General features: G+C 48.8%; 12 protein-coding genes. 4 read left to right on the top strand and 8 right to left on the bottom strand.

Features of this window, described 5'->3' with window-relative positions:
* Positions 1 to 84: 84 nt before the first annotated feature.
* The 5 genes from D082_RS14785 to katG form a co-directional block, all read right to left on the bottom strand.
* Positions 85 to 1,626: a S8 family serine peptidase gene (locus D082_RS14785; protein ID WP_238546749.1), complete on the bottom strand. Its 1,542-nt coding sequence runs from the start codon at positions 1,624 to 1,626 to the stop codon at positions 85 to 87.
* Positions 1,627 to 1,755: 129 nt separating this feature from the next.
* A complete protein-coding gene (locus D082_RS14780) occupies positions 1,756 to 2,355 on the bottom strand; it encodes a Uma2 family endonuclease (protein ID WP_038531082.1) in 600 nt (199 codons plus the stop codon).
* Positions 2,356 to 2,692: 337 nt separating this feature from the next.
* Positions 2,693 to 4,558: a biosynthetic-type acetolactate synthase large subunit gene (ilvB, locus tag D082_RS14775; protein ID WP_028948352.1), complete on the bottom strand. Its 1,866-nt coding sequence runs from the start codon at positions 4,556 to 4,558 to the stop codon at positions 2,693 to 2,695.
* Between the two features lie 162 nt (positions 4,559 to 4,720).
* Complete coding sequence (gene hslO, locus D082_RS14770; RefSeq protein ID WP_028948353.1) at positions 4,721 to 5,632, bottom strand: Hsp33 family molecular chaperone HslO; 912 nt, start codon at positions 5,630 to 5,632, stop codon at positions 4,721 to 4,723.
* Between the two features lie 48 nt (positions 5,633 to 5,680).
* On the bottom strand, positions 5,681 to 7,870 hold the full coding sequence (katG, locus tag D082_RS14765; RefSeq protein ID WP_028948354.1) for a catalase/peroxidase HPI: 2,190 nt from the start codon (positions 7,868 to 7,870) through the stop codon (positions 5,681 to 5,683).
* A gap of 281 nt (positions 7,871 to 8,151) precedes the next feature.
* On the opposite strand from katG, the gene D082_RS14760 reads away from it, so the two are divergent.
* Positions 8,152 to 9,528, top strand: a complete 1,377-nt coding sequence (locus D082_RS14760) for a cytochrome c biogenesis protein (protein ID WP_028948355.1) — start codon at positions 8,152 to 8,154, stop codon at positions 9,526 to 9,528.
* A 121-nt stretch (positions 9,529 to 9,649) separates the two neighbouring features.
* Here D082_RS14760 and D082_RS14755 read toward each other — a convergent pair whose 3' ends face one another.
* Positions 9,650 to 11,638, bottom strand: coding sequence for an ABC transporter ATP-binding protein/permease (locus tag D082_RS14755; RefSeq protein ID WP_038531078.1), 1,989 nt, complete (start codon positions 11,636 to 11,638; stop codon positions 9,650 to 9,652).
* A 208-nt stretch (positions 11,639 to 11,846) separates the two neighbouring features.
* Positions 11,847 to 13,385: an efflux RND transporter periplasmic adaptor subunit gene (locus D082_RS14750; protein WP_028948357.1), complete on the bottom strand. Its 1,539-nt coding sequence runs from the start codon at positions 13,383 to 13,385 to the stop codon at positions 11,847 to 11,849.
* Positions 13,386 to 13,641: 256 nt separating this feature from the next.
* Between D082_RS14750 and D082_RS14745 the strand changes: the two genes are divergently transcribed.
* Positions 13,642 to 14,046 carry a 1,4-dihydroxy-2-naphthoyl-CoA hydrolase gene (locus D082_RS14745; protein WP_028948358.1) on the top strand — a complete coding sequence of 135 codons (405 nt, stop codon included), beginning with the start codon at positions 13,642 to 13,644 and terminating at the stop codon, positions 14,044 to 14,046.
* A 106-nt stretch (positions 14,047 to 14,152) separates the two neighbouring features.
* Positions 14,153 to 14,398, top strand: a complete 246-nt coding sequence (locus tag D082_RS14740) for a hypothetical protein (RefSeq protein WP_144428751.1) — start codon at positions 14,153 to 14,155, stop codon at positions 14,396 to 14,398.
* Between the two features lie 37 nt (positions 14,399 to 14,435).
* On the opposite strand, the gene gltX is transcribed toward D082_RS14740, so the two are convergent.
* Positions 14,436 to 15,890, bottom strand: a complete 1,455-nt coding sequence (gene gltX / locus D082_RS14735; protein WP_028948360.1) for a glutamate--tRNA ligase — start codon at positions 15,888 to 15,890, stop codon at positions 14,436 to 14,438.
* Positions 15,891 to 16,046: 156 nt separating this feature from the next.
* Here gltX and D082_RS14730 point away from each other — a divergent pair, with 156 nt between their 5' ends.
* A complete protein-coding gene (locus tag D082_RS14730; protein WP_028948361.1) occupies positions 16,047 to 17,681 on the top strand; it encodes an AAA family ATPase in 1,635 nt (544 codons plus the stop codon).
* The last annotated feature ends 2 nt before the right edge of the window (positions 17,682 to 17,683 follow it).

Here is a 17,683-nt window from a genome sequence, read left to right as displayed (position 1 = left end):
GTAAGGTTGAGACGGCCAAGGTCTTTACCAAAGAGGCTTTTAGCTCCGGTCAGTGTCTTACTTTCAATTAAATCAACTATAAGTTCACTCGGTAACAGTCCACCAGCTAAGGGCATATTGTTCCGGTCGAGCCACGGATCCACCACCTTGGTGTTTAACTCGAATGGTGTAGTTGCCAGCGGTAGCAATGGGACAAAGGAAATGTTCCACATTATCAACCTGGCTCTGGGAAGCACAAACCACGGGGGAATTAGCATTCTCAGATACTAGAAATAAGTCCAGGTTACCCAAAGGCTGGCCTTGAAAGCTTTCCCCCAGGTCATATTGTTCATTGCCATTGGTGTCCAACAACTGCACTGGTCTGTGCCACACCAAAGTAACGCTGGCGAATTCTCCCCCTTTTAAAGGTTTTGACAGGGCATAATTGACGGTCTGCCCCGGTTGGATTTGTCCGTAATCCCAGGCGATCGCCGGTAGATAACTTTCCCCAGGGCCGTAGGCTCCCGACTGAAATTGTTCCAGGGCTCGGCGGGCGTTGAGCTGACCGGCTCCCATTTCCAAATCCAACGGTAGGGCAGGATCTTGGTAGGCTTCGGTAGCTAGCCAATCCCGGTTTTTACTGCTGTAGAGGGTGTAGTCTGTACCCAAACCAACATTGCGAATTTTTACCGCTGAGTTGAGCAAAATTGCTTTCATGACCATGGGGTTTCGAGCTGCTAAATTCCACTGGGCACTAGGGGGATTAGCCAACAACTGGCGATCGCCAAATTCCTGCAATAAGGCAACGGTTCCGGTCACTAGAGGGGTGGCAAAGCTACTGCCACTGATCCATTCCACTCGCCCCTTCATGTCGTATAGATAAAAATCACTGCCCGGAGCCACCAAACTCACCCCCTGCCGACCAGCTTGATTAATTTCCCGCGCCACAATTCTGCGCCCTATGCCCTCCGGTTGCCGACTTAAATTTGTAAAAGCCATGCGGTCATACCGTCCCTGGCGATCGACAGACTGGACAGTATAGGCAACGGTGATGCCATTGTAGTTATCCGTAGGAATGGCAATGCCCCCCGGTCCCTGATTGCCCGCCACCACGAAGAGTAAATTCTGCTGCTGAGTCAGCCAATCTAAGCACAAAGTTAACAATGCATTGCCGTCTAACTGGGCATCCCCCCTGGCATCCCGCTCCAAGGATTCTCCATAACTCAAATTGACTGCCCGGAGATTGCCTCCATCTTGCTGACTCAGAAACTGGGCCGCTAAACATTGCTGGGGCTGCAAATTTTCTGTCAACGGCTCCATGGCGGTGGAATAAAGCCGGGCTTCCGGTGCTACCCCTGGATAGCGCTTATCATGGCTGACCATAGCCTGGGCTACCATACCGGCATGATCATCAAAAAAACGATTGCGGGGAGAAATTTCATTGAGATGAAACACCCCTGCTAAACGGTAAGGGGGTTGCCAACCACCTAACTTATCCCAAAGATATTGTACCGGCCGGCCCATTTCCATTTGGCCAATGGCTATTTTCCTGCCCTGCAAATTATTGGGATACTGGGTTAGAAAATTGCTGTCTATACCCTTTTCTGACAGATAGCTGGGGCCAGCATCATTGGCAAAAATAGGCATTAATATTAATGTTTCTTGGCAAAACATTAAGCAACTCAACACCAACATCTTTTTGATGTACTTGAGTTTATAACTATGGTTATTCTTGATCAAAATTCTCTGCCATCGAATTAGAATATTAGTCTCAAACTAGCGAGAAAATTTTAACCAAGAAAAGATTTGTTCTGTGGTTAGTTTTAAGTCTAAACCGGACAGCACAGGCAAAATTTCTTGGGCATTATTCACCTCTGGATCATCGCTGAGATAACACTGGGGCGCCTGCTGGGGTAGGAGAACTAAAATGGAGCGCTCTTCTGGATTAATTAACCAGCCCAATTCACTACCCTGGTCTAAACAGTAGAGAATATTTTTCATCACCTTGGCCAAACTTTGCTGGGGAGAAAGAATTTCAATCAGCCAATCTGGAGCAAAACTAATCGCTTGATTTTCTAGCTCTCCAGAATCATTCACCGGCAGACGTTCCCAATCTAAAACTACAATATCGGGCACTATTGACCTTTCAGACAGGTTACACCTTAGTTCAGTGAAGGCTAAGACAGTTTTGTTCCTTTCCCCTGCCAAATCAATCATGCTGGCTAATTTTAGTTGTAATCGGCTGTGGAAAGTCTTGGGCATTGGTTTTTGGGTAATGGTGCCATGGGCATATTCCCAAGCCGGCGAGTCATCAATATGGGGCAACGCTAAAAAATCAACGAGGGTTAGGGTGGGGTTTGGGCTAGAAGCAAGCATAATTACGCTCTTCAATGGGCAGGGCAACAATAGAAGCTTTTAGAGTGTCTTGATTTTTTATTTAAATTAAGGAGGCAATAGGGGCTCTGGGGACATATCCCTAGGGTACTTTAGCTAGAGTATCGAGAAAAACAGATATCAAAGAAATTAAGTTATAACGGTTTTCAGATTTGAAAAGTGTGCACAAGATCCTTTAAATCAAGTATTACAAGGTTTTGACGCCGACCTTATCAAAGCAAAAACCGCCATAGTTCAACAAGTAATAAAAACAAAGGCAGGAAAAAGGTAATTCCAAAGTTTTTCCTGCCATATTACCAATTCGAAGTGGTTATTTTAGTTAGAGTTTGGCTCCACAGCCGGAACAAAAACGATGGGTGATCAGATTTTGAGTTTGGCAATGGTCACACTCCACCATTTGGGGGCCATTGTCCCGTACTGGCACTTCCGGCAAACCGAGCATTTGGGCATTACTCATACCAGGGGCAATCATAGGGTAACAGTTCTCATCTTTTTTGACTGCCACGTCCATCACCACTGGGCCATTGTGGGCTAGCATTTCGGCGATCGCCGGGGCCAAATCTTCCCGCTTCCGGACAGTGATACCTTTGATGCCATAGGCTTCACAGAGCAGATTGATATCCGGCATGCCCTGGGACATGTTGGAGGCGGAGTAACGCTCTTCATAGAAAGTTTGTTGCCATTGACGCACCATGCCCTGCCAACCGTTATTGAGAATGACGGTTTTAACCTGGATGTCATATTGGGCTAAGGTACCGAGTTCCTGGAGATTCATCTGAAAACTGGCGTCCCCACTAACGCAAATCACCGTTTCGTCCCCTACCCCCACTTTTGCTCCCATGGCGGCCGGTACCCCAAAACCCATGGTGCCCAAACCAGCACTGGAAATCCAGCGGCGGGGGCCATTGTTTAAAAATTGAGCCGCCCACATTTGATGTTGTCCCACATCGGTGGTGTAATACGCATCCGGGGCCTGACGACCAATTTCATAGACCACTTCCTGGGGAGCAATACTGTCTTCGTAATGGGGCACCTGGAGGGGATAATCAGCCCGCCAGTGGTCAATGCGATTTAACCAATCCTGGGTGGCGTGGGGTCGAGTGGGATAGTCCAATTCCCGGGCCCGTTGCAGAATTTGCTCCAACACATGGCGTACGTCCCCTACAATGGGTACTTCAGGGGTTCTATTTTTGCCCACTTCCGCCGGGTCAATATCAATATGAATCACCTTGGCGCGGCTAGCAAATTCGTCCAATTTACCCGTTACCCGGTCGTCAAAACGGGCTCCTACGGCAATTAATAGATCACATTCACTAACAGCGAAGTTGGCATAGGCGGTGCCATGCATCCCTAACATACCCACCGAAAGGGGATGGTTTTCGTCAAACGCGCCGATCCCCATTAATGTGGTAGTCACTGGCAACTGGAACCTTTCGGCAAATTCCTGGACCTGGGCATGGGCATTGGCGGCGATCGCCCCTCCACCGACGTAGAGCAAGGGATTTTTGGACTGTTCCAAAAGTTGCAAGGCCGCATTAATTTGCCGAGGATTACCCTTTACCGTGGGACGATAACCAGGCAAATTGACATCGCCGGGTTCGAGGGGAATATATTCACATTCTTCTAGCCCCACATCCTTGGGAATGTCAATCAAAACCGGGCCGGGGCGGCCAGTACTAGCTAAATGGAAAGCTTCAGTGACAATGCGGGCCATATCCGCCGCACTACGCACCACGTAGGAATGTTTAACAATGGGTAGAGTGATGCCAAAAATATCAATTTCCTGGAAAGCGTCACTGCCAATCATGGAGCGCCCCACCTGTCCTGTAATCACCACCATGGGCACCGAGTCTAAATGGGCGTTGGCAATGCCGGTCACTAAGTTGGTTGCTCCGGGGCCGGAAGTACCAAAACAAACCCCCACCTTACCCGTGGCCCGGGCATAACCATCGGCCGCATGGGAAGCTCCCTGCTCGTGGCGCACTAGAATATGCTCAATATCCCCGGCCGCTTCAAAACGGTACAACTCATCGTAGATAGGAAGAATAGCCCCACCGGGATAACCGAAAATATGTTTGACCCCGTGGCGTTTGAGGCTATCCATTAGGATAAAAGCCCCGGTTTGCCGCTGGCTGGGCACAGTTTTCAGGACAGTTGTTTTTGGATTAGGGATTGATGCAACCACAGGACAAAGCGCTTTAGGAAGCGTAGGCTAAGTCATTTAATTTTAGCTCAAGTGAGCGGGAAGCCCTATGGCTAGGAAAGGAAAGTTGACCAAGCCCTAAATTGCCCTGAATTTATCGAAAATATCGTGCGGGAATACTCTCCAATTCATCCGTGGGGAGTGTCAACCTTCCCTTTCTGCTTTTTCTTGCTGAATTTCTCTGATCAACTGGGCTAAATGGTGGCGATTAGCTTGGTACACTTCACCACAAAAATCACAGGTGGCTTCGGCCCCATTATCTTTTTCGATCATGTCTTCTAGTTCCTCTTGCCCCAGCATTTTTAGAGCTCCCAACACCCTGGGGAAAGAACAGCGACAATCAAAACGCAAAAGTTGTACTTCCGGCAAAATGGAAAGGCTAAAATCCCCCAGCAGTTCTTGGAAAATATCCTTCAGGGATTTCCCTGAGCGCAAAAGGGGTGTAAAGCCCGTCAGTTGTCCTAGCCGAGATTCTAACGCTGTCACCAGAGCCTCATCCCGGGCAGCTTTTGGCATTACCTGTAGCAGTAGTCCCCCAGCGGCAGTGACTCCATCCTTACCGACAAAAACCCCCAATAACAAAGCGGAAGGGGTCTGCTCGGAAGTAACCAAATAGTGGGTAACGTCATCGCCAATTTCCCCGGAAACTAACTCCACTGTGCTGGAATAGGGATAACCAAAACCCACATCCCGCACTACGTAGAGAAAGCCGTCCCGGCCCACAGCTCCCCCCACATCCAACTTGCCTTGGGCATTGGGAGGTAGTTCCACCTGGGGATTTTGTACGTAGCCTCGCACGGTACCATCGACCCCCGCATCTACCAGTAGACCCCCTAGGGGGCCATTGCCCCGGATACGGATATTGACCCGGGATTTTTCCTGTTTCATGCTGGAAGCTAGGAGTAAACCTGCGGCCATGGTGCGGCCGAGGGCGGCGGTGGCAACGTAGGAAAGGCGATGGCGTTGGCGAGCTTCTTCGGTCAGATTGGTGGTGATCACTCCCACTGCACGAATACCCCCATCGGCGGCGGTGGCCCGGATTAATTGGTCTGCCATGGATTGCTGAAATGTTGCCTTGATTTTGTTATTTTTCTATTGTGCCAACTAGCTCTGGGGAAGGTCAAACCGATCAGCATTCATCACCTTAGTCCATGCAGCAACGAAATCACGGATAAATTTTTCCTGGTTGTCGTCCTGGGCATAGACCTCGGCATAGGATCGCAGAATGGAGTTGGAGCCAAAGACCAAATCTACCCTGGTGGCGGTCCATTTCACTTCCCCTGTTTGGCGATCGCCAATTTCGTAGAGGTTGTTGCCCACCGGCCGCCATTGGTAGGCCATATCGGTCAAATTGACAAAGAAATCGTTGCTCAGTACCCCCACCCTCTCGGTGAGAACACCATGGCTAGCACCTCCATGGTTAGTCCCCAATACCCGCATGCCACCGATCAAAACAGTCATTTCAGGGGCCGTTAATCCCATCAGTTGGGTCCGGTCCAACAGCAATTCTTCCGGAGACACCGCATAGTCATGTTTTAGCCAGTTGCGGTAACCATCATGAACCGGTTCCAACGGGGCAAAGGATTCTCCGTCCGTCATGGCTTCGCCCGCATCTCCCCGACCAGGGGCAAAGGGTACAATCACTTCAAAGCCAGCATCCAGGGCCGCCTTGGCGATCGCCGCTCCCCCTCCCAGTACAATCAAATCCGCTAGACTAACGGGTTTAGCGAAATTGGCCTTAATTTTTTCCAGCACCGCCAACACTTTGGCTAATCGGGGTGGTTCATTACCGGGCCAGTCTTTCTGGGGCGCTAAACGAATGCGGGCTCCATTGGCTCCCCCACGATAATCGGAGTAACGGAAAGTTCGGGCACTGTCCCAAGCGGTGCAGACCAATTCGGACAAGGTCAGCCCCGAACCAAGAATTTGTTGTTTAAGCTCTTCAATGTCTGCTTCGGAAAGAATATAATCTACGGTCGGAATGGGGTCTTGCCAGATTAAATCTTCCTGGGGCACATCGGGACCAAGGTAACGGCTTTTGGGTCCCAGATCCCGGTGAGTCAGTTTAAACCAGGCTTTGGCAAATACCTCCGCAAAATAGTCCGGTTCCCGATAGAAACGCTCCGAAATTTGTCGATAAATGGGGTCTTTGACCATGGCCATATCGGCATCGGTCATGATGGGATTGTGGCGAATGCTCGGGTCTTCCACGTCGACGGGTTTATCTTCTTCTTTAATGTTGACCGGTTCCCATTGCCAGGCTCCGGCGGGACTTTTTTTCAGCTCCCAATCGTGGTTGAACAGCATATAAAAATAGCCGTTGTCCCAGCGGGTGGGATGGGTAGTCCAAGCTCCTTCAATGCCACTGGTCATGGCCTCCCGACCCACGCCTTTCCCATTTTGATTACGCCACCCTAAGCCCTGCTCTTCCACACTGGCCCCTTCCGGTTCTGGCCCCATTAGCTCAGGTTTACTGTTCCCATGACATTTCCCCACAGTGTGGCCACCGGCGGTGAGGGCAACGGTCTCCTCGTCATTCATGGCCATGCGGGCAAAAGTAGTGCGTATGTCCTGGGCTGTCCGGAGCGGATCGGGTTGACCATCTACCCCTTCAGGATTGACGTAAATTAACCCCATTTGCACTGCGGCTAGGGGATTTTCCAGACTCTCCCTATTTTCACTGCCGTAGCGATGGTCACTGGAAGCTAACCACTCTTTTTCCGATCCCCAGTAAATATCTTTTTCAGGGTGCCAAATGTCTTCCCGACCTCCAGCAAAACCATAAACTTTCAGGCCCATGGACTCGTAGGCCACGGTGCCGGCCAAAATAATCAGATCTCCCCAGGAAAGTTTATTGCCATATTTCTTTTTGATCGGCCAGAGGAGGCGGCGGGCTTTATCCAAATTGACGTTATCTGGCCAACTGTTGAGGGGAGCAAAACGTTGGTTCCCGGTGGCAGCGCCCCCTCGACCATCGGCAATACGGTAGGTCCCTGCGGCGTGCCAGGCCATGCGGATCATCAGCCCCCCGTAATGACCCCAGTCGGCAGGCCACCAACTCTGGCTATCGGTCATCAGATGATGTAGATCCTGTTTAACAGCGGCTAGATCCAGTTTTTGAAAGGCTTCGGCATAGTTAAACCCACTATCCATGGGGTTTGTTTTGCGGTCATGCTGGTGCAATATGTCTAGGTTCAGTCCGTTGGGCCACCAGTCGAGGTTGTTTTTCCGCTCCGCCGTGTTTGCTCCATGCATTACAGGACATTTACCGGCCGACATCTGATCATTAGCCATGGTTTTTTCCTTGCTGTTAAGGGGGTGAGTGGGAGGCAAGTTTGTTTTTAGCCCATTGAGTTGCCAACGGTTAAATTACCGAATTGATTGTCAGCTTAAGCTTTGACCCGTTAGGAACCTAGTGTCATGCTCGCCCGGGGTAGTGGATTCGTCAATGGGTAGAATTTCCCACAGGACCAAGGTCTATAAGCAGCTGTTGATCCTCGACTGAATTCCGTTGCCATGGAGCTGGCGATCGGGGCACAATAATAGAATTATATCTCGCCAATTTTGCTATTTTCATGACCATTGCTAACCCTTTCCCCAGCAACTTTTTTCAACAATTAAGTCGGCAGTGCCTCAAAACTTTGGCGGATCTCCGTCTGGCGATCGCCCTTTTATTACTGATTGCTATTTTTAGTGTCGGTGGAACAATTATTGAACAGGGGGAAAGTGTCAGTTTTTATCAACAAAATTATCCCGATGATCCCGCACTATTTGGCTTTCTCAGTTGGCAGGTAATCCTACAATTGGGCTTAAATCAAGTCTATCGCACTTGGTGGTTTTTAGGTCTATTAATACTGTTCGGATCTAGCTTAACTGCTTGCACTTTTAACCGTCAGTTTCCCGCCTTAAAAGCGGCTAGGAGTTGGCAGTTTTATCATCAGCCAAGACAATTTAAAAAATTAGCCCTTAGTATTTCTCTTACGAATGGTAATGGTGAGCAAATTGAAACCTTACTGAGGGGTAAAGGATATAGGATTTTCCAAGAAGGGGATAGTATTTATGCCCGCAAGGGCTTGATGGGAAAAATTGGCCCCATTATTGTCCATGCCGCTATGTTAATTATTCTTGGGGGAGCAATTTGGGGGGCGTTGACAGGATTTTTTGCCCAACATATGATTCCCAGTGGTGAAACATTCCAAGTAAGCAATATTATTGAAAAAGGTCCCCTAGCAGATAGGCAAATTCCCAAAGATTGGGGCATTAAAGTTAATCGTTTCTGGATTGACTACACCGAAGATGGCACCGTTGATCAATTTTACTCTGACTTATCAGTTATCACTGATGAAGGAGAAGAATTAGACCGTCAAACTATTTCTGTTAACCATCCTTTGCGCCATCGGGGAGTTACTTTTTATCAAACCAATTGGGGCATTGCTGGGGTCAGGGTACAGATTAATAATAGTCCAGTGTTGCAATTGCCCATGGCTCCCCTACAAACTACTAACGGTGGCCAACTTTGGGGTGCTTATATTCCCACCAAAACAGATTTTAGTGAAGGGGCGGCCCTATTAGTTAAAGACCTCCAGGGCACCATGATTATCTATGATCAACAGGGTAATCTAACCGATGCGGTGCGGGCCGGCTCTACGGTGGAAATTAACGGAGTAACTTTAACAATCAAAGAATTAGTAGGTAGTACTGGTCTGCAAATTAAAGCAGATCCGGGCATTCCCTTTGTTTATCTTGGTTTTGGCTTGTTGATGGTGGGGGTGATGATGAGTTATGTTTCCCATTCCCAGGTTTGGCTACTCACTGTCAATAATGAAGATAAACAAGAACTTTACCTTGGCGGTAGAACTAACCGGGCCCAGGTAGCCTTTGAGCGGGAGTTATTGGCGATCGCCGAGCAGGGTAGAGGTGAACTTGATCCGGTACCCCAAACCCAGGGTTGAGCCAAGGAAAAATTGCTCTGTCAGAAGATCTGCCCATTTCATTCGTTCCGGTGGAGAGATAGGCAATTGGTCTCCGTTCCCAGACTGGCCAGACCATTCTCTCCTAGGGTGTTGATGGGATTTATCGATCATTGATTGGGCTCAAATGCCAGTGGCCTTCCGGTCGAACTTCCAAACATTGGCGGTGAAAGTTTCTCAAAGTAGGACGGTGGCCAACGCTAATAAAAGTGGTACCTAAATCCGTCAGGGTATGGTACAAATCCGCTTCGTTATCCACATCTAGAGCGCTGGTGGCCTCATCAAGGATGGCATAGCGGGGCTGATTAATGAAAACCCTGGCTAGGGCAATGCGCTGTTGCTCCCCTAAAGAAAGAACATTAGACCAATTTTCTAAGCTGTCTAAATCGGCAAAGCGTTGGGCCAAGTCGGGGAGGTTAACCCGGCGTAAAGTTTCCAGCAGAAACCCATCTTCCACAGTGGTTTGGGAATTGGGATAAACCAATTGTTCTCTCAGGGTACCTAGGATCATATAGGGCCGTTGGGGCAGAAATAACAAATCTTCCAATTCGGGCCGTTCAATGGTGCCTTGACCACTGTCCCACAAACCGGCGATCGCCCGGAGGAGGGAGCTTTTACCACTACCGCTGGGGCCCATAATCAGTAGATGATTGCCGGGAGTTACTGTCAAGGACAAATTTCGCACCAGTATCCGGGGGGAATTGGGGGGAGAAAGGCTGACATTTTCCAGGGCAACGGTGGAACCAATACGGGTAGTGATAGCATTGCGGTCGAAGCTAACACTTTCCCGACGTTCCAATTCATTGTTGGGACCATTTAAAGATTCATAGAATTCCCCCAAACGGTTAATGCTGGCGGCAAATTCGGTAATATTTTGAATTTGATTAGTGACCAAAGAGAGGGCAGAAAGTACCATGCCAAAGGCCAAGCTAGCCTGGGCGATCGCCCCGAAATCCAGATCCCCAGCCAAATATAGGGGGGCAATAATAATGTAGGGAATAAGCCGAGTGAAATAGTTATAGCCCAGTTGAAATAGGCTGATTAGGGCTTGCCAAATAATTAATAGGTTAAAGTTTCTAATCGCCCCCAGCAGACGCTCAGTAACTTGTTTGCGTTCTAATCCTTCTCCCCGGTAAAAAGCGATGGATTCCGCATTGTCCCGTACCCGTACCAAGCCGTAACGAAAGTTGGCTTCCAAGCGTAGTTGTTCATAATTAATCCGGATTAGCCGAGTACCAATGGCGATCGCCACCGCCGTACCAAAGGTAGCATAGCCAATCAATCCCCACATCAAAGTTTGGGAAATGCTATAGAGGATGGCGGTGAAGGAAATTAGGGTCAGAATAGAGTCAAGGATGTCCAGCAAAAAATCCAGGGTCACGCCGGTAAAAGATTGAATATCCTGGCTGATCCGCTGGTCTGGATTATCGATTAAAGTGTAGGCAGAATTGGAATCCAGATGATAGTAGGAACGCCCCTTAAAGTAGCGGCCGAGGAAATGTTCCGTGAGCCATTCTCGCCAGAGCACCCCTAGTTTTTGGCGTAGGTAACGATAGGCCACAATGATGGGAATAGCCACCACAATGACAATGCCATAGATCCACAAAAATTGCCAAAATACCTCTGCATCTTTACCATTCAAAGCAGTGTCAATGAAGCGAAAAACGAAGCTTAAAATAACGTTTAGGCCGTTGACAATAAATAGTAGAGATAACAATACGCCCAGTAATAACCACTGGAGCCACCGTTGTTGTAGTTTCTGGCGCTGACTAACAAAAACGGCCCCGGCAATGGCTAGGGCTACTAAACCGATCCAGGGAGCTGGGGAATTGATCAGACCTTGCACCCCATCCACCAAGCCCTTACCAGATTTGGCAAAAAAGTCAGGAAAAATTGCCGTGGCCCAAAGGCTCAACCCCATGGACAAAAACAGGGTCAGGGCCACCACCACCACCATCAAGGCCAGGATGAGACCGAGAAAAACCCTAGTTTGCTTTTGCCCCACCGGATAGAAGTAGGGCTGGGCCGTTTCAACGAAGCGGTGCCACAGTTGGCGATCGAACTGAAAACGCTTAGCGTGGGCTTGGGTCATGGAAGTTTGGTCAACAAGAAAAGGGCTCGGTGCCGGTAGATATTTTCTCCAAACCCACAGATTCAACCATGGCAAATATGGCGATCGGGGCCACTGACCATCTTACAGTTCCCCACTGGGCTCTTCCCAACAGTTTGCGATCAATTACCGGCGGTGTTATCACCGGGGGAGGATGGGATTTGGCTTTAGCCCCAATACCAAAGGAGCACTACGAAGAGGATTGCTGTTTGTCACCGGCCCCAGCACCATTACCACTGTTACTGGAAGGGGTAGCGGCACTGGCAGGTTCAATGGCCATACCATCCCGCAATTCCAAAATCCTTGATACTGCCACCCGTTCACCGGCTTTGACTCCAGAAATAACTTGGTAGGATTGCCCTTGGATTCCCCCCAGCACCACTGGAGTTTGTCGAGCCACTAATTCCGTACTACTGGTGCTTCCACCACTGGCCCCATCTTTCCCTCCACTGTCCTGGGTACTCTTAGGCTGGGCCACAAAAATGAACTTCTGGGCGCCGATGGAAGTAACCGCTGTGGTGGGAATCAGAAAGCCCGGTTGACGATCCCAAATAATTCTCACCCGGACGTACTGGTTATTCCGCAGGCTGCCATCATTTTTGAAAATCACCTTCGCCAGAATGGATTGGTCATTGCGATTGGCGGTGGGGGAAATAAAGCTGATCCGCCCCACTTCCCCGGCTCGGCCATCGCTACGAACAACTTCCACGGGCAAGCCAATGCGTAAGTCGTTATAGCGTTCCACTGGCACGTTAATGTCCAGTTCAAATTCGTTGTTGTTGGTAATGGTGGTAAAGCTTTGCCCAGTGCGGACAAAATCACCAATTTGCAGGGGTAGGTTACCCACCACACCACTAACGGGAGCTAACACCCGGTTATAAATTAATTCCTGGGAGGTGGCGCCCAATTGTCCCTGGGCCTGCTCGATCGCCCCTTTCTGGGCACTGATGGAAGCACGGGAAGCGTTAACCCGTTGCACGGCAGCTTGGTAATTATCCTTGGCCTGTTGCACAGCGGAACGGGAAGCAGACACACTGGACTGGTTAGCTTGAACAGTAGCTTTGGCCGCTTGGACTGTTTTTTGGGCCGCTTCGGTGTTGGCCCGGGCATCTTCCAACTCAGTGGTGCGATTGTCTAAATCCTGTTGGGGTTGCACCCCCGTTTCCACTAAAAATTGAGCTCGTTTGAAGTTAATTTGGGCCAGGTTAAGATTGGCTTGGGCCCGTTTTAAATCCGCTTCCCTTGTTTTCAAAACTTCCTGGGAATTAGCTAAATCGGCGATCGCCCGGGCCAGGTTGGCTTCCTGGGTAGTAACAAACGACTGGGCCGCATCCCTTTCTGATTCAGCGGTGCGGAGGTTCGCTTCAGTGACCTGAAAATTAGACCGCTGGATATTGAGATTACCCACGGCGGCGTTGACGTTTTCCTGCTGTTGAGTGGGTTCCAAGAGCAGAATTGGATCTCCCTCATTCACCTGCTGACCCCATTGGGCATAAATTCGTAAAATACGTCCATCAATTTTCGGGGCCAGCTCAACAAATTTGGTAGCCACTAGGTTGCCGACAAATTCGTTGCTGTCCACCACAGAGCTAGTTTCTAGGGTCTGTAGCTGCACCGGAATGGCTTTGGGGGCATTGGCCCCTGGCTTGTCTCCCCCACAGGCGGTGTTGAGTAGGGCAAGGGCCACCATTGAGCCGATCACGGGGAATTGGGAGCGTTTTTTAACCATGGAAATTTAAAAGCCGAAAAACGACGCAACGGAAATAGTTAATTGACTCAGGTGAACAAAATGGCCGAGAAAAGCCGGCAAGGAAGGTAATCTAAGGTTATTGTATCCACTAGTTCAGGGATTGATGAGCGCACAATTCTTAATATTTTTGACAATTGTTGCTAGTTTCCAGGCTGATTGACTGTGGATTTTTGTGGGCAGTTCCAGAACAGGTGGAGTAGTTCAAGGGATGGTGGTTAATTAACTAGGGCGGACTATGGCGACATTTACCTATGAAAGGCAAGTTTACCTGGCGGATACCGACGGGGCCGGGGTGGTTTATTTCAACCAATTTTTGCAAATGTGCCACGAAGCCTATGAAAGTTGGCTGATATCAGAGCATTTGTCCTTACAAAATATGATTAGTGCCGGGGATTTTGCCTTACCCCTAGTCCATGCCAGCATTGACTTTTTCGCCCCTGCCCACTGTGGCGATCGCCTGTTGGTGAAATTGACCATTACCCAGGCTAGCCCCCATCGTTTTTGCTGTGATTATCAAATTAGTCAAGCCGTGTCGTCCCAACTGCTGGCCCAGGCCCAAACCCACCATGTTTGCATTGCCCTACCGGAAAGAAAAAAATCTTCCCTGCCCCGGCCCTGGCAAACGGCGATCGGTGACTAGGATCACGGCCAAAGGGTGACCTTAATCATTGTCCAACCGGGCTGAAATATTAGACTTGGACTGGTGAAACTGTGCCTAGTAATCGCCTGGGCTGTGGATGATATCCGTGAAAATCTCTTCCCAACCGTTGCGACCATCCCCCTACACGGCCTATCGGGACCCTGATACGGGACAATGGCACGTCGCTAGGCAAAATCAGGTGGAAAACAATGGCGATTCTCCCCATCAAACAACCCCAAAAAAGAAGGATGGTTGGGATATTTCGGGGGAATTGAGCCTTAATCCCTCCATCGGTGGGGGTCAAGGGGAATTTTCAGATAGGTTTTTATCCCACCAAGCTCAGGAAAAGTAAGACAATTAAGTGATCTTTCCTCGCCCTAGTTGCTTTTCTATTGCCCTGCGGCGATCGCCTGGGTGAGACGGGTTGCGGCCCAACCTTTTTGCTGCAGTAATAACCAGGATTGGAGTAAATCGGGCCCTTGCACTGTGCCCATCAGCCCAGCCCGGAGGGATTTCATCACCACGCCTTTTTTCAGACCCAATTCCTTGGTCAAACGGTTAATTTCTCCTTTGGCTTCATCCAAAGTCAACTCGGGCGTATTTTGGCTAAAGGTCAGAGCTGCTGCCAACACTGCTTTTGCTCCTTCCACTGCCAATTGTTTTTGCCCATCTTCTTTGAGTTCTAGGCGATCGCCAAAAAGCAACTGACTTTCCTTGGCCGCATCGGTGAGCCTAGTTAAGCTGGGGGCAATTAAACTGGCTAAACTGGCCAACCAATTACCATCTTTTTCGAGATCAATTTCATAGCCCGCCCCTTGCCAATGGGGAACGAGGAGAGGAACTAGTTCCGCCGCTGGTAAATGGTGCAAGTATTGGCTATTAATCCAATCTAATTTTTGCCAATCGAACTTAGCCCCGGCCTTGTTAACCCGCTCCAAGCTAAATTGCTCCGCCGCTTCCGTCAAAGTGAAGATTTCCTGGGTCGAATCCGGAGGGGTCCAGCCCAGCAAGCACATATAGTTGGCGATCGCCTGGGGCAGAAAACCCATGGCCCGGAAATCATCAATGGAAGTTACCCCGTCCCGTTTGGATAATTTTTTGCCTTCTTGGTTCAAAATCAACGGCGTATGGGCAAAGGTGGGCACCGTCGCTCCCAAAGCTTCGTAGAGCAAAATTTGCTTAGCTGTGTTGGCAATGTGGTCTTCCCCCCGGATCACGTGGGTAATGGCCATATCAATGTCGTCCACCACCACCGCCAGGTTATACAAAGGTTGGCCAAAGCTTTCTTCCGGATTTTCCGTCGCCCGGGCAATGACCATATCTCCCCCCAAATCACTGCCCTGCCACACCACCTGACCCCGGATTTGATCCTGCCAAACAATCTGGCGATCGTCGTCAATGCGGAAACGAATCACCGGCTGGCGACCTTCAGCCCGAAAAGCTGCCTCCTGTTCTGGGGTCAAATTGCGGTGACGGTTATCGTAACGGGGAGCTTGGTTCTTGGCCTTTTGGGCTTCCCGTATTTGTTCCAATTCTTCAGTGGTGCAGTAACAACGGTAAGCCAACCCCTGGTCCAGCAACTGTTGGATCGCTTTACGATAATAATCCAGCCGTTGGGTTTGGAAAAAAGGCCCTTCGTCCCAATTCAAACCTAACCATTGCAGGCCAGATTGGATATTTTCCGTGTATTCCGCCTTAGAGCGCTCCACATCCGTATCCTCCACCCGCAGAATGAAAGTGCCTCCGGTGTGGCGAGCAAACAACCAATTAAAAACGGCGGTGCGGGCAGTCCCAATGTGGAGATTACCAGTGGGGCTAGGGGCAATGCGGACACGGACAGTCACAGGTTTTCCTCGTTGCAATGATTAACAATTTTCCGGGCGGTTATCCATCCTAACCCAAAGCCTTGCACCCATTGGTACCTCACAACGTTGATCATTACCCGATCGCCTCCGGTGGTGGGGTTACGATTAGAGACGGGAATTAACTGGCCACTACCTATGAATAGTCTTCCGGATCAACCCGATCAAATCGCCGTGTCTGTCCAGGATCCTTTCCTAAGTTTGTTACACACTCTACAAAAGGCTGATTTTTATCCTCATCCCGTCCGAGAACCAATTCAATGCTTACAAACCCATTGTTCCGTCGTGCTGTTAACCGGAGACTATGCCTACAAGTTAAAAAAGCCAGTTAATTTAGGTTTTTTAGATTACTCCACGGCGGAAAAGCGTGAGCATTTTTTGCAGGAAGAATTGCGTTTAAATTCCCCAGTGGCACCGGATATTTATCAGGAAGTTTTAACGGTTGAGTTAACAGATAACCAATGGCACTGGCAGAAAGCAAAAAAATCTGCTGGCGATAATTCCCAGCCAAAGGATTATCTTTTAAAAATGGCTCAGTTTCCCCAGGATTGTTTACTTGTTTCTATGTTTGAAGCGGGTAAATTATCCAGTCAAGATATTATTGCTTTAGCTCTAAAAGTAGCTGAATTTCACCGGGAAACAGTGACTAATGCGGAAATTAACAGTTTTGGTGATCCCGCTGTAATTTGGCAATCAGTTTCGGATAATTTTTTGGCAACGGAAAAATACCTGGGCATTGCCCAAAGTCCGGATCAATATCAAGAAATTTGTCAATTTAGCAAGGATTTTTACCAAACCCAGGACCATATTTTTCGAGAGAGACAGGCCATGGGCAAAATTCGTGAGTGCCATGGAGATTTACACCTGAGGAATTTGTGTTATTGGCAGGGGAAGATTCAATTATTTGACCGCATTGAGTTTAATCAACCTTTTCGCTTCGTGGATGTGATCTATGACATTGCCTTTACGATGATGGACCTCCAAGCTAAGGGTAGAACTGATTGGGCCTATCTATTCCTAAATACTTACTTAGAGCAAACAGGGGACTGGCATGGTTTACAGGTGTTACCTTTTTATCTCTGTCGCCAAGCCTATGTGCGGGCTAAAGTAACGTCATTTTTGTTAGATGATGCCAATTTAAATGAAGTGGAAAAGCAAAAGGCTTTAGTTACAGCTAAAGGTTATTACCAATTGGCGTGGCAATATAGTCAATTAGGGCAACAAAAAGAGAAAAAAATAGTTTTAATGACCGGGTTGTCAGGGTCGGGGAAAAGTACCATTGCCCAGCATCTTGGCCAATTTTTACCCGCCGTTCATATTCGCTCTGATGCGGTACGTAAACATTTAGCAAAAGTGCCTTTGAACGAACCAGGGAAAGCTGATTTATATAGCAAAGCTATGACAAAAAAAGTTTACCAATCATTGCTTGATTTAGCTTCCTTGGTAGTCAAATCCGGTTTCAATGTCATTCTCGATGCAAAATTTGATCTAGTATTATGGCGATCGCCCATCATTAAATTTGCAGTACAGGAAAAATTTTCCCTAACCATTATCAATTGCCATGCTCCCATGGAAGTTTTAAGGGAACGTTTGCAGTCCCGCCGGGGAGATATTTCCGATGCCAATGAAACATTGTTACTCATTCAATCCCTAGATTGGCAGGATTTCACTGAATCAGAAGCACCTTTGGTTTTTTACCTCGATACCTCTGCTGCGGAAGAAAACCATTTACCAGAGGCACTTTTACGGATATTTCTCTCTTCCTCTGATTGATG

The organism is Synechocystis sp. PCC 6714, from assembly GCF_000478825.2.
Taxonomy (GTDB): domain Bacteria; phylum Cyanobacteriota; class Cyanobacteriia; order Cyanobacteriales; family Microcystaceae; genus Synechocystis.
Note: the sequence above shows the minus strand (reverse complement) of the source record. Positions and strands in the feature narration are given on the sequence as shown.

Excerpts from the sequence above, each read along its gene's own strand:
- D082_RS14785 (WP_238546749.1), bottom strand. The coding sequence starts at position 1,626 with ATGCCTATTTTTGCCAATGATGCTGGCCCCAGCTATCTGTCAGAAAAG.
- D082_RS14780 (WP_038531082.1), bottom strand. The coding sequence starts at position 2,355 with ATGCTTGCTTCTAGCCCAAACCCCACCCTAACCCTCGTTGATTTTTTA.
- hslO (WP_028948353.1), bottom strand. The coding sequence starts at position 5,632 with ATGGCAGACCAATTAATCCGGGCCACCGCCGCCGATGGGGGTATTCGT.
- katG (WP_028948354.1), bottom strand. The coding sequence starts at position 7,870 with ATGGCTAATGATCAGATGTCGGCCGGTAAATGTCCTGTAATGCATGGA.
- D082_RS14760 (WP_028948355.1), top strand. The coding sequence starts at position 8,152 with ATGACCATTGCTAACCCTTTCCCCAGCAACTTTTTTCAACAATTAAGT.
- D082_RS14755 (WP_038531078.1), bottom strand. The coding sequence starts at position 11,638 with ATGACCCAAGCCCACGCTAAGCGTTTTCAGTTCGATCGCCAACTGTGG.
- D082_RS14750 (WP_028948357.1), bottom strand. The coding sequence starts at position 13,385 with ATGGTTAAAAAACGCTCCCAATTCCCCGTGATCGGCTCAATGGTGGCC.
- D082_RS14745 (WP_028948358.1), top strand. The coding sequence starts at position 13,642 with ATGGCGACATTTACCTATGAAAGGCAAGTTTACCTGGCGGATACCGAC.
- D082_RS14730 (WP_028948361.1), top strand. The coding sequence starts at position 16,047 with ATGAATAGTCTTCCGGATCAACCCGATCAAATCGCCGTGTCTGTCCAG.